This window comes from Streptomyces sp. GL_148 (assembly GCF_057834205.1).
Genome location: NZ_JBYQMC010000005.1, coordinates 23,833 through 38,891 on the forward strand (window position 1 = coordinate 23,833; position 15,059 = coordinate 38,891).

17 protein-coding genes are annotated in these 15,059 nt (G+C 72.4%); 14 read left to right on the plus strand and 3 right to left on the minus strand.

Annotated elements, in window-relative coordinates:
* Window positions 1–181: 181 nt before the first annotated feature.
* The 3 genes from AC3IYI_RS43570 to AC3IYI_RS43580 form a co-directional block, all read right to left on the minus strand.
* Entirely contained in the window at window positions 182–2,149 is a 1,968-nt protein-coding gene (locus AC3IYI_RS43570) for a hypothetical protein (RefSeq protein ID WP_489412497.1), read from the minus strand.
* A 443-nt stretch (window positions 2,150–2,592) separates the two neighbouring features.
* Window positions 2,593–3,144: a UTRA domain-containing protein gene (locus AC3IYI_RS43575; RefSeq protein ID WP_489412498.1), complete on the minus strand. Its 552-nt coding sequence runs from the start codon at window positions 3,142–3,144 to the stop codon at window positions 2,593–2,595.
* A 43-nt stretch (window positions 3,145–3,187) separates the two neighbouring features.
* Window positions 3,188–3,985, minus strand: coding sequence for a GntR family transcriptional regulator (locus AC3IYI_RS43580; RefSeq protein ID WP_489412499.1), 798 nt, complete (start codon window positions 3,983–3,985; stop codon window positions 3,188–3,190).
* Between the two features lie 274 nt (window positions 3,986–4,259).
* Here AC3IYI_RS43580 and AC3IYI_RS43585 point away from each other — a divergent pair, with 274 nt between their 5' ends.
* The 14 genes from AC3IYI_RS43585 (at window position 4,260) to AC3IYI_RS43650 (ending at window position 14,493) form a co-directional block, all read left to right on the plus strand.
* Window positions 4,260–4,724 (plus strand): hypothetical protein, encoded by a 465-nt coding sequence (locus AC3IYI_RS43585; protein ID WP_489412500.1) that lies wholly within the window; start codon window positions 4,260–4,262, stop codon window positions 4,722–4,724.
* Window positions 4,721–4,981, plus strand: coding sequence for a hypothetical protein (locus tag AC3IYI_RS43590; protein WP_489412501.1), 261 nt, complete (start codon window positions 4,721–4,723; stop codon window positions 4,979–4,981). Before AC3IYI_RS43585 ends, AC3IYI_RS43590 begins: the two co-directional genes overlap by 4 nt.
* Window positions 4,981–5,220 (plus strand): hypothetical protein, encoded by a 240-nt coding sequence (locus AC3IYI_RS43595; RefSeq protein WP_489412502.1) that lies wholly within the window; start codon window positions 4,981–4,983, stop codon window positions 5,218–5,220. The genes AC3IYI_RS43590 and AC3IYI_RS43595 overlap by 1 nt, the downstream gene beginning before the upstream one ends.
* Window positions 5,217–5,852, plus strand: a complete 636-nt coding sequence (locus AC3IYI_RS43600) for a hypothetical protein (protein ID WP_489412503.1) — start codon at window positions 5,217–5,219, stop codon at window positions 5,850–5,852. Before AC3IYI_RS43595 ends, AC3IYI_RS43600 begins: the two co-directional genes overlap by 4 nt.
* Window positions 5,849–7,390, plus strand: a complete 1,542-nt coding sequence (locus AC3IYI_RS43605; RefSeq protein WP_489412504.1) for a hypothetical protein — start codon at window positions 5,849–5,851, stop codon at window positions 7,388–7,390. The genes AC3IYI_RS43600 and AC3IYI_RS43605 overlap by 4 nt, the downstream gene beginning before the upstream one ends.
* A 163-nt stretch (window positions 7,391–7,553) precedes the next feature.
* The gene (locus AC3IYI_RS43610; RefSeq protein ID WP_489412505.1) at window positions 7,554–9,821 is read left to right on the plus strand and encodes an FtsK/SpoIIIE domain-containing protein; all 2,268 of its coding nucleotides are present in this window, start codon (window positions 7,554–7,556) and stop codon (window positions 9,819–9,821) included.
* A 226-nt stretch (window positions 9,822–10,047) separates the two neighbouring features.
* On the plus strand, window positions 10,048–10,521 hold the full coding sequence (locus AC3IYI_RS43615; protein WP_489412506.1) for a hypothetical protein: 474 nt from the start codon (window positions 10,048–10,050) through the stop codon (window positions 10,519–10,521).
* 3 nt (window positions 10,522–10,524) lie between these two features.
* Window positions 10,525–11,268, plus strand: a complete 744-nt coding sequence (locus AC3IYI_RS43620) for a hypothetical protein (protein WP_489412507.1) — start codon at window positions 10,525–10,527, stop codon at window positions 11,266–11,268.
* A gap of 141 nt (window positions 11,269–11,409) precedes the next feature.
* On the plus strand, window positions 11,410–11,889 hold the full coding sequence (locus tag AC3IYI_RS43625; RefSeq protein ID WP_489412508.1) for a Pycsar system effector family protein: 480 nt from the start codon (window positions 11,410–11,412) through the stop codon (window positions 11,887–11,889).
* A 39-nt stretch (window positions 11,890–11,928) separates the two neighbouring features.
* A complete protein-coding gene (locus tag AC3IYI_RS43630) occupies window positions 11,929–12,363 on the plus strand; it encodes an NUDIX domain-containing protein (RefSeq protein ID WP_489412509.1) in 435 nt (144 codons plus the stop codon).
* A gap of 45 nt (window positions 12,364–12,408) precedes the next feature.
* Complete coding sequence (locus AC3IYI_RS43635) at window positions 12,409–13,158, plus strand: RapZ C-terminal domain-containing protein (RefSeq protein ID WP_489412510.1); 750 nt, start codon at window positions 12,409–12,411, stop codon at window positions 13,156–13,158.
* Between the two features lie 66 nt (window positions 13,159–13,224).
* Window positions 13,225–13,692: a hypothetical protein gene (locus tag AC3IYI_RS43640; RefSeq protein ID WP_489412511.1), complete on the plus strand. Its 468-nt coding sequence runs from the start codon at window positions 13,225–13,227 to the stop codon at window positions 13,690–13,692.
* The gene (locus tag AC3IYI_RS43645; protein WP_489412512.1) at window positions 13,689–13,898 is read left to right on the plus strand and encodes a hypothetical protein; all 210 of its coding nucleotides are present in this window, start codon (window positions 13,689–13,691) and stop codon (window positions 13,896–13,898) included. The genes AC3IYI_RS43640 and AC3IYI_RS43645 overlap by 4 nt, the downstream gene beginning before the upstream one ends.
* Window positions 13,899–14,163: 265 nt before the next feature.
* Window positions 14,164–14,493: a hypothetical protein gene (locus AC3IYI_RS43650; protein WP_489412513.1), complete on the plus strand. Its 330-nt coding sequence runs from the start codon at window positions 14,164–14,166 to the stop codon at window positions 14,491–14,493.
* The last annotated feature ends 566 nt before the right edge of the window (window positions 14,494–15,059 follow it).

The following is a 15,059-nucleotide window of genomic DNA, read 5'->3' on the forward strand; positions in this document are numbered from 1 at the left end:
GGTGCCGGGTGGTCAGCGGCCGTGCGGGGCCGCGGTAGTGCGTGAGGGGCTGTACGGCCACCTGCGGGCCGATCATGCCCACCGGCGACACGAGAGACGCGGGAGGGCCTGCCGGGCCGTCAGGCGGTCACCTGGGGCCACTGGGGCGGGTGTTGTGGCCCCGCCCCAGTGTGGTGTGGATCTAGAACGGTGCGGCGGCGGCCTGCTGCTGGTGGCTGACCGTGGGCCAGGCGCCAACGGGCCGGGCGGCGCGGGCGGCCAGGTCGGCGGCCTCGGCTTCCCGGCGGCGGTCGGCCTTCCAGGCGGTCATCCGTCGGCGGACCTCGGTGTCCAGGGCGGTGCCCACGATGCCTTCGGCGACCAGGGCGGCGCGGACGCGCTGCTCCTCGGCGGCGGCCCGGCCTCGGCCGGCGGCCTGGGCGTACCCGTCGCCGCCTCGGGGGCCGGGGACCTCGGCGCCGGCGGCCAGCTCGGGGTGGTCGGCGGCCAGCTGCTCCCGGATACGTCGGGTCTCCTCGGCCTCGGCGGCCTGGTGGGCCTCGGCCTCGGCGGCGGCCCGGGCGCGCTGCTCGGCGTCGGCCTTCGCCTTCGCCTGGGCCTCGGCCTGGCGGGCGGTGTCCTCGGCCAGCCACGTGGTGGCGGCCAGGTCCTCGGCGATGGCCTGGGCCCGGGCGACGCACAGGGCGCACGTCTCCCGGGTGCCGAGGATCACGCCGCGCTCGCAGTCCGGGCGGTCGCAGTCCTGGGCTTGGAGCAGCTCGGCCAGGTACGCCTGGGGCTTGCGGATTCGGTCGCAACGGTCCTGCGGGCCGGTGCATCCGGTGTCGGTGCAGCGCTTGCACCCGACGAACCCCGGCGCCGTCCGGGCGGTGTGCTCCCGGGTCCACCCGGCATTGATCCGGGTCACGGCGTGCTCCACGGTGCGCGGGTACAGCCGGAAGGCGGTGTCCCGGGCGTCGGCCTGGGCGCCGAGGAACTCCCGGACGGCCCGCCGCAACGGCGGGATGCGGTTCGCGGGGGAGGTCAGGACGCCCAGGGAGTCCAGCCGCTCGAACACCTCGGTGTCACCGGGCACCGGCCGGGGCTCCCGGGTCCGGATGGCCGGGGCGGCCGCCCGCTTCCGGGCAGGCTTCCCGGCCGGCACCGGCCCATCGGTCTTCACCTCGGCGGCGGACTCCTCGGTGACGGCGGCGAAGCCGCCACCCTCGGGCTGGACTCCATCACCCGCGCCCGGGCGCGCACCCGCACTCGCAAAGCCACCGGTAGATGGCCTACGGCCGTCACCAAGGTGGTCTTTCTCGAAGGTGGCTACTGAACTACCGGCTACTGAAAGAAGGGCGACACCCATGTCCCCACCCGTCGGGACACCCATGTCCCCACCGGTAGGGACATGGGTGTCCCTACCCCCCTCGGCCGGGGACCCTTCGCCATCAGGGGGGGTGGGGACACCCATGTCCCCACCCCCTGCGAGAGCCTGTTCCTGCTGGTCAGCACCCGTTTCCGCAGGCTTCCGGGTCGTGGTCTTCTTCGCGGCCGCCTTCTTCGCGGCCGGTGCGGCGGTCTTCTTCTTCGGGTTCCGGGACTCCCGTTCCTTCCGGCGGGCCTCGGCCTCCCGCTCCTCCTGGGCCTGGAGACGCTCGGCGTGCGCGGCCCGCCAGGCGCCCAGGTCGAAGGCCGGCGCGTGCTCGGCCAGCCACGCGTCCGCGTCGAACCCCCGGACGGTGTGGCCGTAGCGGGCCACCAGCTGCGGCGGGGTCGTCAGGGGAGGCAATTCGTTGTCGAGCAGCCACCCGTCATGGAGGTGGTACACGTTCGCGTCGTTCTCGTCCGGCTTCCCCGCCACCTTCCGATGTTCGACGGTGACCAGCCCCACCTCCTTCTCCAGGACGTCCGTAGCGCGGTCCACCGTCTTCTTCGAGCAGGACAGGGAGGACGCCAGACGGGCCCGGTACGGGTGGCCCTGGTCGGTGTTGCGGGAGTCGACGCCCGCGAACGTGATCAACCGGAAGTAGAGCGCCACGGCTTGCCCGGTGTTCAAGAGCGGGTCCGGGTCGGCGGACACACAGACCGCGAAGCGGCCGTATCGAAGGCCGGTACCGCCGACGCGGTAGACCGTGGGGCGGTGCGAGTTCGACGGGTAGCTGGTCACCGGACACCCGCCAGGGTGGTGTCGGTGGTACGGGTGACAGTGGAGGCCGGGGTGATGGAGTCCACCCGGTGGGCCGACAGGCCCGTGGTGACTACGGCCGTCATGGCCGGTACCGTGTGCAAGACGTCCTGCTCTCTCACGGGGGCGTACCCCGACGTAGAGCCCCGAGACCCTCGGGCCTCGGGGAGCTGAACCGGCTGACCTTCCACCCGCCAAAGTGTTCGGGTCGCCGGGGATGACCAGTGGTAACGCGCCCTCTCGGTTCCCGCCGAGGGGGCGTTTCCATGTCCGGGGTGGGGTGGCGCCAGATAGGCGTCTGTGTCGCGGTTCGCGCCGCCACACTCCGAACGGCACATTCAACCGCACACCGTGACTTCTCGTCACAGTCTCGGTCAGATGTGCGAAGGCCCGGCCGCCGGAGCAGCCGGGCCAGCAGGCCGCCGTTAGCTGAGCGGCACGCCGTAGCGCAGCGTCCAGCCCGGGGCCAGGGTGTGGGTCGTGTGCTCCACCAGGCGGCCGTCCTCGGTGCGTGCGGTGTGCTCGATGGTGAGCAGCTCCCGGCCGGCCTCCACGCCGAGGGCCTCGGCCTGCTCGGCCGTCGCCGGACGAAGGCTGACGTCCTCGGTGACGTCGGCCTGTGCCAGACCCGCGTCGGACATGCGCGAGATGATGCCGCCCACCCCGGTGTCCACCTGGCCGACGGCCGGCGCGGCCTCGGCCACGAAGCCCGGCACATAGGTGGTGCACAGCTGGACCAGCCGGTCCCCGTCGAACATCCGGCGGGAGCGGACCACGACGTCCCCGCCGCCGAGGACCTCGGCCAGCTCGGCCGGGGCCGGGGCGGTGGTCACGTCGACCTCGGCGCGGGGCGTCCCGCCGGCCTGGCGCGTCTCCGCTTCGAAGGCCCCGTGGGCGCCGCCCTGGGCGCGCTGGGCGTAGCGGGTCCGGGCGTCGCGCAGGATTCCGCCGGTGGAGTCGATGGTGTTGCTGGGCATGTGGTGCGCTCCCTCGTGATGGTGGTGGTGTGCTCGGTGGTGGTCAGGCGGGGTCGATGGCCCAGGTGTAGGACAGGGTCCAGAGCGAAACCGGCATGACGTGAACGGCCAGTTCACTGACCCGGCCGGTGGCCGTGCGGCCTATGTGCCGGATCTCGAACACGTGCTGTTCCGCGGTGATGCGCAGCGCGGCGACCTCGGGGCCCGTGGGCCGACGCACGTCGATTTCCTCAGTGATGGACTCCTGGGCGTGGCCGTAGTCGGCCAGGCGGGACTTCGACCCGCCCGGGCCGGTGTCCTGCTCCTCCAGCTGAGTGCCGAAGGCGATGTCCCCCGGGAAGTAGGACGTGGCCAGCTGCGCGACCGTGGCGCGGTCGGCACGGACGCCCGCCTTATCGGCGGTCATGACCCGCTCCCGGACCAGGACCTTTTCGGCCGCGCCGACGCCGAGCAGCTCGGCCAGGTGTGCGGGCGCAGGCTCCCGGGCGATCCGGGTTGCACCCGCCCGGTACTCCAGGCCGAGGCGGGCCAGCTCGGCCGCGAACGCGCCGCGGGCGCCGGCGGTTTCGCGGGCGGCCTTCGAGTAGCGGTACGTGGCGTCCCGGCGGATCTTGCCGAGCTGCTCGGCCACGCGGGTGCCGCCGTTCTTGCTACTGGTGACCAGCCCTTCGTCCACCAGGGCGCGGTAGGCCAGGCGCACGGTCTCCCCGCTCCACTTCAGTTCGGCGGCTTTGTCGCTGATCTTCGGCAGTAGGGCGCCAGGCGGGAGTTCGCCGGTCCTGATGTCCTCCCCGATCTGGTCGGCAAGCTGCCGCCACTTCGGGGTACGGGCGTGCGCCACGGGCGTGGCCTCTCTGTGTGTCCAGACCGGTGTTCCGGTGACGCCAATACAACCACACATCTAGGTGTGTTGACAGTCGGGACGCGGAGTGACACAGTCGTCACATCGCCAGCCGGACCGGGATGCGACCCCGGGAAGGTAGGCCGATAACAGCACTACCGCCACGCCTAGATCCGGGATGCGACCCCGGAAAAAGGGCGCACCGGGCAGGGATGCGACCCCGTGCCCGGTGCTGTGGCGGCGCCCACTCGACATCACCGAGAGGAGCACCACCGTGAGCACCAGTGTGCCCGTTTCCGCACAGCGGAACGTCACCACCCCCGAGTTCGCCGCGCCGCGCCCCGGGGTCCGGACGTCCAACACCTTCGCCGCGTGGATGGACCGCACCGAGGCCCGCCTGGACCTCTCGGTCCTGACCGGCCTGGACACCGACCTGGTCCTGGGCGCCGAGGACGCCAGCCTGGCCTCGGACATGATCCGCCTGGACGCCCTGGCCGACATGCTGGACAGCGGCTTCATCACCCCGCAGGACATCGCCGCCGGCTACGGCCGCGCCGCCGTCCTCGCGGACACCCTGGGCCTGGACCCCTACCGCCTGGGCGTCGCCGAGGACATCGAGCGGGAGGACGACGCCGACGGATGGGCCTCGGACTACCGGCCCGCCGGTATCTGGCCCGTGACCGACGCCGCCCTGTACGGCGACACGGACACCGAGCTGGCCCGGGGGTGGGCCGCGTGAGCGCCACCCGCACCGGCCGCGCCGCCCAGGCCGCCCTCACCGCCGCCGACCGCATGCACCCCGTGGCCCTGCTGCTCCTGGTCCTGGTCCTGGCCGCGCTCGGCCTGGCCGCCCTCCCGTTCCTCACCGCCGCGGTCACCGCCCTGGTGACGGCCGCCGCCGCCGTCGCGAAGGCCGCCGTCCTCACCGCCGCCGCCGGCCTGCTGGGCCGCATGGCCTTCCGCCTGGCCGGCACCGTCCGCCCGAGGAGCGTCTGATGGCCGCGAAGAAGACCGCCACCCGCAAGACCACCGCGAAGGCGAAGGCCGCCCCGGCCGCGAAGGCCGCCGGGTTCTCCCCGCTGCTGCTGGTCCTGGCCGCCCTGGCCGGTGTCTGGGCCCACTGGTCCATCGGCACCCCGGGCGAGACCGCCGGCACCTTCCTGACCCGCTTCGTCATCGTGACCGGACTCGCCTACTGGGCCCTGGCCGGACTCTTCAAGGGAGGCCGTAAGTGATCCGCTTGATTCGCACCGAGACCCTGCGCGACCTCCAGGCGAAGGCCGACCGCACCGTGGACGCCGAGCTGGACGCCGTCGCCGCCGGCCTTACCTCCCTGGCCTACCAGCACATGCTGGAGGACGAAGAGAAGGTCACCACCGAGCTGGCCGCCTCCCGCGACGCCGAGACGATCCGCGCCGACCTGGCCGAGGCCACCGCCGAGCAGCACCTGGCCGATTGGAAGATCGTTCGCGACGAACTGGCCGAGCTGCTGGAGGAGATGCAGCAGCTCAAAGAGAAGCGGGACCGCTACCTGGCCACCAGCTCCCGCCGTGACCGCCAGCTGTACGCGCTCCAGGACGCCTTCCGCTCCCTCACCCCCGTGATCTGCGGCACCGGCCTGACCGACACCGAGCGCGTCAACCAGGTGTCCGCGGTCATGGCAAACAACGCCGAGCACTTCGACCCCTACCTGGCCGCCTGCGCGTACGCCGTCCACATGGGCGCGCTCATCAGCCCGGCCCGGTCCGGGAAGGCGGCGGCGGGCGCCGCCATCACGGCCGCCATCGACACCGTCCTGGCCGTCACCTCCCCCTCCCACACCGACCCGCACCCCAGCACGACCAGCACGAAGGAGATCCACCGGTGAGCGCCCCCTCTTTCACCGAGCAGTCCGCGAACGCGGAGAAGACCCGCCTGGAGGCGTCCACCGCGGCCGCCGAGGCCGAGGCCGCCCGCCGCCGCCAGGAACTCCTGGACGCCCCGAAGATCGCCGCCGCGCAGGCGAAGGCCGAGGAGATCCGGCGGGAGGCCGCCGCGAAGGCGAAGGCCGACCAGGACGCCGACGCCGAGGAGCGGGCCGCGAAGGTGAAGGCGGCCGCCGAGGAGCAGGCCGCCGAGGAGGCCGAGCGGGAGCGCCAGGCCGAGGTCGCCCGACGTGACGCGAAGGCCGCGAAGGCGGTCAAGGCGTTCGCCATCGCGTGCTTCCTGGTCGCCATGCCGCTCCAGCTGCGGGCGTTCTGGTCCCCTGACCGGCCCTGGGACATGCTGGCCCCGCTGGTCCTGGAGTCGGCGGCCTGGGTGATGATGCGCCAGGCCGAAGCGGCCATAGCGGCACGCCGCACGGTGTGGCAGTACCTGACCGGCGCCGCCATCGCCGCCGCCATCGCGGCCGGCGTGAACGTCTACGACGGCGCCACCCACGCGAACATCGGCCTGGCCTTCGGATTGGTCGGCGGGTTCTGCTCCCTGGCCGGCCCCACGTTCTGGGCCATCCATGAGTTCGGCGCCCGGGCGAAGAACGCGAAGGCGACCCGCGCCGAGCGGAAGCTGGCCGACGCCCAGGCCGCGAAGGCCGCCGCCGACCTGGAGGCCGCGAAGGTCACCGCCGAAGCCGAGGTGGAGGGCAAGCGCCTGGAGGCCGAAGGCCGGCGCCAGGTGGAGGCCGACAGGCGGGCCGCCATCGAGGAGAAGAACACCGCGGACCGGGTGGCCGCCGAGGCCGAGCTGGCCGAGCAGGACGCGAAGCGCGCCACCCTCTACCCGGACGCGTGGGAGCAGTTCGAGCGGATCCTGGCCGCGCACCCGCTCGGCCAGATCAGCCGGGACCGCGCCTGGGACGAAGCCCGACGGGCCGCCGCCCACCCGGACGTCTGGGACCACTACCAGGTCCTGTCCATCAACTCGGTGAACGTGAAGGCGTCCGACCTGTGGGCCGACGCCTGGGTGACCGTGAAGGGTCTCCCGCTCGGCCAGACCATCGAGTCACTGGCCGCGAAACTGGCCGCCCGGGAGTACGTGGAGCAGACCCTGGCCGAGCACATGACGGCCGCCGGACACCTGGCCGTGGAGGAACTCCTGGCGGACATCTTCCGCACCGGCGGCGACGGCGGCGGCACCCCGGCCAAGGGGGGTCCGAAGAAGCCGCAGGGAGGCCCCACCGAGGGCGCTACAGCCCTTGTGAATATTGGGCGGGAGGGGGATACGTCCACGCGCTACAAGCACGACACGGACCCCCTGACGGACGAAGTCCTGGACGCCGCCCGCAAGCTCCACGACGCCGCCCCCGCACAGTTCTCCACCCCGGCCGTGGCAAAGATCCTGGGCCGGTCCCCGAACTACGCGAAGCGCGTCCGTGACGCCGTCCTCGCCGCCGTCAAGGCCGAGCAGGACGACGCGACGAAGTAGCGCCACCCCAGGGGCGGGCAGGCCACCCGGCGAAGGGCCCAGGGCCCACGGGCAGAGCACCCGCCCCACCCACAGACCACACAGATGACGCCCCCCGGCCCGCTTCCTACGGCCGAGGCCGGGGGGCTCCCCCATGCCCGAACGCACACGAGGAGCAGCCATCATGACCGACCTTCACGCCGAGACCGAACTGACCGCCGGCGCCTCCAACGTGATCACCTTCCCCACCGCCTGGACGCCCGAGGCCCACACGGTGCCCGAGGCCGCCGAGGTCCACCGCATCACCACCGCCCTGGGGCCGGCCACCGTCGACCTGGGCAAGACCACCGCCCCGGCCGCCGCCGACACCGAGGCGTTCAAGGTCCCGCCCACGCTGGTGGTCGGCGCCCCGAACTTCGGCCTGGAGCTGGCCGAGGACATCGAAGGTGACCTGCCCTGGTTCCCCCTGTGGACCCGCAGCGCGGACGGGTGGAAGGCCCGCGGCCACGTCGTGCTCCGCAACCGGCGCCGCGCCGCCCGCCGCTGGGTGTCCCGCCAGCGCACCGAGCGCGGCCACGCCGCCCAGTTCAAGCGCGGCACCGTACGGACCGCCGAGTGGGTCGGCGGCCTGGAGGGCGCCAACGTGGACGCCGCCCGGAACCTCGCCTACATGACCGCGAAGGACTCCCGCCAGTCCGCCCGCAAAGCCCGCTTCAAGGTCCTGCCCTCCAGTAAGGCGAAGGCCCGCGCCGAGGCGGAGAAGACCCAGACGGCCGCCATCGCCGCCGCGAACCTCTACAAGAAGACGAAGAAGGACCGGAACAGGGCCCGCATGTGGCGCGGCGCCACCGCGTACGTGCCGCCCGTCGCCGCGATCACCGGCGGGTACGTCACCCAGGGCATGCTCGGCGCCGCCTCGGGCGCCCTGGCCACCTTCACCGGCGGCGCGTTCGTAGGTCGGCACCCCAACTACGTGGACGACACGTACGGCAGTGAGTTCGAGTACCTCGGCGACGGCGTGGCGATGACCGAGCCCCTGTTGAACCGCGTCTACATCGCGGCCGGGGTCATCGCGAAGGATGAGTCCCTGCGCATGGTCACCCCCGCGATGCTGGAGCGCGACGGCCGCGCCTGGTGCGCGATGTTCGACCTTCCCCCGGGCGTCACCGCGAAGAAGGCCATGGCCGCCAGTGAGTCGCTCGCCTCGGCGTTCGGCGTGGAGGTCGCCCAGGTCGACCAGGGCCGCGCCGGCCGCGCTGGGCGCATTGACCTGCGGGTGTCGAAGGAACTTCCGTTCACGGGCGACCCGGCCCCCGGCCCGCTCCTGGCGCACGAAGGCCCGATCAACTTCTGGAATCGCATCTCCATGGGCGTCACGGCACGCGGGGAGCAGGTGATGACGTCCTGGGTGGAGCGCTCCGGCCTGTTCGGCGGTGAGCCCGGCGCCGGGAAGTCGGCGGCCGCGAACAACGTCCTGTTGGCGGCCGCGCTGGACCCCCGGGTCTCCCTGTGGCTGGCCGACGGTAAGGGCGGCGGTGACCTGGAGTTCTACGAAGGCATCGTGGATGAGTACGAACCCGACGGGGACGGGGACGCCATGCTGGCCTTCCTGGAGAAGCTCCACCGGGAGATGAAGGCGCGCTACCGGTTCTTGAAGTCGCTCGGGAAGCGGAAGGTGACCGAGGAACTGGCCGCGAAGTACCCGCAGCTGCGACAGCTGGTCTGCTACATCGACGAACTGGCCGGCTACCTCACCGACGACGAGAAGCTGGGTAAGAAGATCGCCAGCCTGATTCGGCGCATCGTCTCGAAGGGCCGGGCCGCCGCCATCATCACCATCTGTGCGACCCAGAAGCCCGCGTCCGACGTCGTCCCCACCGGCCTGCGAGACATCCTGTCCATCCGCTACGCGCTGCGCTGCCTGACCCCGCAGGCGTCCGACACCGTCCTGGGCCAGGGCGCGGCCGCCGCCGGCTACTCGGCGAAGGCCATCGAGTCTGAGATGCGCGGCGCCGGGTTCCTTTGGGCCGAGGGGACGAACCCCGTGATGGTGCTCTCGCACTACTACAACGACGACGAAGTGGTGGCCCTGCTCACCCGGGCGTACGCCATGCGCCAGGCCGCGGGGACCCTCCCGGCCGGGGAGCAGCCGGTGGCCCAGCAGCTGCGCGCACTCGGCACCGACGAAGGCAACGTCCTGGCCGTCCTGGTGGAGGCGTTCGAGGAGTACGAGCAGGACGGGGAGCGGGGCGCCGAGTGGCTCCCGACCTCGGCCCTGATGGAGCGCCTGACGGCCGCCGGGGTGGAGATCACCGAGGCCCGCCTGGGCAAGCTGGTGGCCCGCACGGCCGAGGAGTCGAAGCGCCAGGAGTGGGACGGGAAGAAGACCGCCGGCTACCCGCTCACCGCGATCACCACCGCCGTGGCGAAGGTCTTCGAACTCACCGCCTGACCAGCTCCACCACCCTGTCCCGACCCTGTCCCGCGCCCTGGTTCATCCCGGTATGCACCGGGGCGCGGGCCTGACCCCGGCCGTGCGGACCCTGTCCCGGCCGGACAGGGTCACCCCACCCCCGGACAGGGTCCCTGACACCGTCTGACCTGCGACAACGCGGCGACGGACAGGGACAAAGACAGGTACAAACCCACCCAGACGCCCTTCGCCGAGGAGACCCGCCGTGCACACCGACCCCGCCCCGTACGCCACCACCCACCCGGTGCCGGCCCCGGCCTACGTCCTCACCGACGCGTCCGGCCGCCAGGTCGTCGTCCAGGCCGCCCACCCGGTGAACCTGGCCCCCGCCCCGACCCTCCAGCACGCCGCGCCGGCGCACTACTACCCGGCCGCCCCGTACCCGGCGGAGCAGGGCGGCCCGTTCCTCACCCCCGGCATGAAGTGGGTCCTGGTCGGCGGCGTCGCCATCGGCACGGCAGGCCTCGGCCTGTGGGGACTGTCCCTGGCCGTCGCCGCCATCGCGGCCGCCCTGGCCGCGCTGGTGAAGGCCCTGATCACCCTGGCCGCGATCCTCGGCGGCGGCGCCGTCCTGCTGCTCCTGCTCCGCGTGAACAAGGGAAGCGGCCGCGCCCCGGCCGGGGTCACCATCGTGCAGACCGTCAAGGGCCGCCGCTCCAGCATCAAGAACCGGTGGTGAACGATGGCCACCGCACTGCACCTTGAACCCGGCGCCCTGCTCGGCGAGCAGCTGCTGGCCTGCGGCGCCTGTGACGACTCCTGGGCACACCTGGTCATCACCCGCAGCGCCCCGCCCTTCGAGCCGTGGGCCGCCGTCGTGAACTGCGGCGCCTGCGGGGCCCTGGTGGACACCGGCGTGACCAACGGCCTGATGGACGCCGTCTGGTCCGCGACCACCGAGGCACAGCTGGACTTCGCCGCCGAGTGGCGCGACCTGATCCTGACCGGGACCCGCCGGCCCACCCTGGAGGAGAAGGTGACCGAGGCCGCCGAGTACGCGGCCGCCGAGGTCAAGGCCGAAGTCGGCAAGCGGGTGCGGAAGGTGAAGACCGCGCCCCGCCGGTGGCGGAAGAAGGCCGTACGCAAGCTCAAGACCTCGGCCCGCCGCGGCCTGCGGAAGGCCACCCGCGCCGCCGGCCGCCGCGCCCGCAAGATGGCCGCGCCCGCCGCGGCCGCCCTGCTCCGCACCGCGTGGAAGCTGCGCACCGGCCAGCCCTTCGACCCGGACCAGGCGGACGTCGCCGAGGACCAGGAGCAGGGCGACGGCGGGGAGCAGCCGGTGAAGATCCCGCCGGTGGCCGCCTACCGGAAGGCCCTCGGAATCCCGGCCCCGCGCCGCTCCCGGAAGTGCCTGGTGTGCGGGTCCAGCTCGGGCGGCGGCACCATCCCCCACCCCGAACTCACCATCCCTTGCCCGTCCTGCTGACGTGGCGGGCCGACCCCCGGGGCGCCACGCTCGGGGGTCTTTTCCTGCCCCTCGGTTGAACATGGGTTGCACACGAGTGCAACTAAGGGTTAGGGTCTGAGCTGCACCGAGGAACGAACCACCGATCGAAGGGACATCACCATGACGACCACGACCACCACCCCGGCCGCCACCACCGAGGCCCGCCTGAACCAGGCCCGAAACGAAGTCCTCGCCGAGATGGGCCGCGCCGACGCGAAGGCATCCGCCCTGCTGACCGTCCTGGGCCTCCCCCTGACCGTTCTGATCGCCGCCGTCCCCGGCAAGGGCTTACCGACCGCCGCTCTGGTCTTGGTCGGCCTCGGCGCGCTCGGCCTGTCCGCCGCCATGGCCATGGCCCTGCTGGTCATCCGCCCCCGCCTCGGCGGAAGCCCCCGAGGCTCTTACCTCCACTGGGCCACCTGCGCCGGCGCCGAGGGCGTCACCACCGACCTGGCCGAGGGCCACAGCGCGGACCACGTCGCCCTGATGTCCCGCATGGTCCTGCGCAAGTACCGGACGATCCGGCGGGCCATCGACACCACGGCGGCCGCCCTCGGCGCGCTGCTCCTGGCCCTGCTGACCGCGCTGACCCTCGCCTGACCCGAACCCGACCGATCGCCACCACGAAGGGACACCACCATGACCGAGACCCCGCCCGAGACGATCCGGTACACCGCCGATGTGGTCTGCATCCGAGCTGGCCACGTCCTGATGATCGAACGGGGATGGCCGCCCCACCAGGGCCAGCTGGCCCTCCCCGGCGGCCACGTCGACCCGGGCGAAACCGCCCTGGCGGCCGCCGTGCGGGAGCTGCTGGAGGAAACCGGCGTCCAGGTCTCGCCGGACGACCTGACCCTGATCGGCGTCTACGACGCCCCGGGCCGTGACCCGCGGGGCCGCTACGTGACCGTGGCCTACGCCGCCACCGTCCCGGCCGACACCACCGCCCAGGCCGGGGACGACGCCGCCGCCGTCCAGTGGGTCCCGCTGGACAACCCCGGCGCCCTCGCCTTCGACCACGCCGCCATCGTCCGCGACGCGCACCGCATCACCGGGACGACCTCGGGCGTCTGACCGCGCCACCCCGGACCAACGACCCGACCACGAAGGGACACCACCATGACCGAGTCCACCGACCTGATGGCCGCCCTGCGGACCGTGTTCACCCTCCAGGCCGAAGGCGACCAGCTCACCGTCGACCAGCGCGCCCGCGCCGCGTACGAGCAGCTGCTGGCCGAGTACCAGGCCACGACCGAGGGCCTGGGCGACAACGAAGAGCAGCTGTTCGCCGAGCTGGCCGAGTACGGCGACAACATCCCGGCCGAGGTCACCGAGGCCCGCCTGATCGCCCACTACACCCGCCGGGTGGAGACCCTGCGCCCCCTGGCCACCGACCCCGCCCTGGTGGCGGCCGCCGGACAGATCACCGACCTGCTGGCCACGTGCCAGGCCGAGCTGGACCGGCTGACCGTCGCCGACGTCCACGTGATCAGCTTCGGATACGGCCACCAGGACGGCGAACACCCGCCCGCCGCCACCGTCGTGGTGGATCTTCGCCACCACTTCCGGGACCCGCACGTGGATCCCGCCATGCGACAGATGACCGGCCACGACCTCCCGGTGTCCCGCAACGTCATGCAGACCGCCGGTATCACCGAGCTGCTGGAGGCCACCGCCGCGCAGGTCCTCGCCTACCGCAAGGGACCCAACCCGGGCCCGGTCACCGTGGCGTTCGGGTGCGTCGGCGGACGTCACCGCAGCGTCGCGGCCTCCCTTGCCCTCCCGAGCTTCATCCGGGCCGCCGGCGGGGAGGACCTGACCGTCCGCGTCGCCCACCTCCACGACGGCCAGCCCGTGATCCAGCGCTGACCACCGCACCATCCGGGGCCCGGCCACATGGCCGGGCCCTTCCCCGTCGCCACCGAAGGAGACCCCGTGCGACGCACCACCACCCTGGCCGCCACCGTCTTAGCCCTCGCCGTCACGCTCGGCGCCGAACAGGGCGGGTGCGCCCCCGCCCCGGCTGACAACAAGGGCAACGTCACCGGCGGCGGCGGGTCCGACTGCCTGTTCGTCCCGCACATCCCCCACGTCAAGGCCGGCCAGCTGGTGGCCCGCGTAGACGAGACGTGCGGGAAGCCGATCCTGCGCCAGTCGTTCACCGTCATCCTGGAGAAGCGCGACCAGGCCGGGAAGTGGGCCGAGGTCAAGCGCGACGCCTTCGACAAGGCCCCCGCGCTGCGCGTGACGAAGGAAGCGAAGGTCACCGCACCGTGTGTGCCGGGCGTCTACCGTACGAGGTACCACGCCACCGTGGAGGGGCTCCACGAGCCCGACGGCCAGGCCGACAAGGGCGGCGCCTTCACCGGCCCCACGGTGATCACTAAGGAGCAGTGCGCATGACGGACACCGAGTACGGGGGAATCCAGCGCGGTGACGGCCCCTGGGTGCGCATCCCCGTAGGCCCGCGCCCCGCCGGCGCCACCGCGGTGCCCGAGCTGGCCCTATGGATCGGTGGCCGCCCCGCCCCCCGGTGGCGCCGCGTACTGCGCTCGGCGGCCTTCCGTCTCCGAGCACTCCGTATGCGTGTCGTGCGGCGGGCCCGCTGACCCGAAGACCGAAAACAATGGCGCCTGTCAGACCCTGCATCTGACAGGCGCCATTGGCGTATCCGGCCGCTGACCTGGGGTGCTGTCCGGGTGTTGTGTGACGCTCGCCGCACCCGGACCGGTAGTTATCCACAGGGGGCCACCGTCGGCGGGCGCCTGATCTAGACTCAACACCGGCTAGCTCGGGCACCGTTCGCGGACCTGCGAAACGCCATCAGGGTGAACTCCCCTGGTGGCCCACGCAGGTTCACCGAAAGGCGCCACCGTGAGCGACACCACCGACCCGAACCAGGTCACGCCGCCAGACGACCCGTCCGACGAAACGAACCAGGAGACCGGTCACCCCGCCCCGGAAACGGACGGCCAGGACCCCGAGCAGTCGGGGACCGACGCCGCACCGAACGACGACGGGAGCACCACCCCCAAACCGAAGAAGACCTTCCGGCGGAAGCTGGCGGAGAAGTTCGGACTGGGGGCCGCCGAAGGCGTCGGAGACGGCGCCGGACGATGGGTCTTCGGCGAGATCCTGGAGAACTTCCTGGACCGCAACGCCGAACGGCCCGCCCGAGGGCGGACCGCTGGTGTACTGCTGTAACACTCTGCTGGTAGGCAGATAGAGACTCGCCCTTCGGGACGCTCCGGGTGGTTGGACACCTGGTTCCGTAGGGCGTTTCTCATGTCCAAGACCGGATATGTACTCGCCGGAACCGGATATGAACTCACCGGAAGCGGATACAACGTGGCCTTGTGAGGGCCCAATCTAGCAAGGGTTCCGCCCGTACGTAGGGCCGTACGTACAGTGGCCCTCCACACAGTCCGAACCCATATTTCCGTACAGGATCCGAGCGGGAAACGGGTCCGGGCCGTCTCGGAAACGTGTGGGCGCGGTCTTGGAAACGGGTCGGAACCGCCTGGGAAGCGGATGGCCTGCGGGCCGGAAACCGGGTACCGGACCGCGTCGTGATCTTCACCACCGCGCCGAACCCGCCCGTACGCCGCCCGCCCCCTGGCCGCCGTTCAACCCGGCCGCCGTCCAGGGCCGTTCGCCACCAGGCCGCCGTCGGCCCCGCCGCGCCGGGCCTCGGGACGCGAACAGGGCCCTGGCACCGCACGTGCGCGGTAGGGCCCTGTCCTGTGTGGACCCGGCTAATCTGCCGAGCT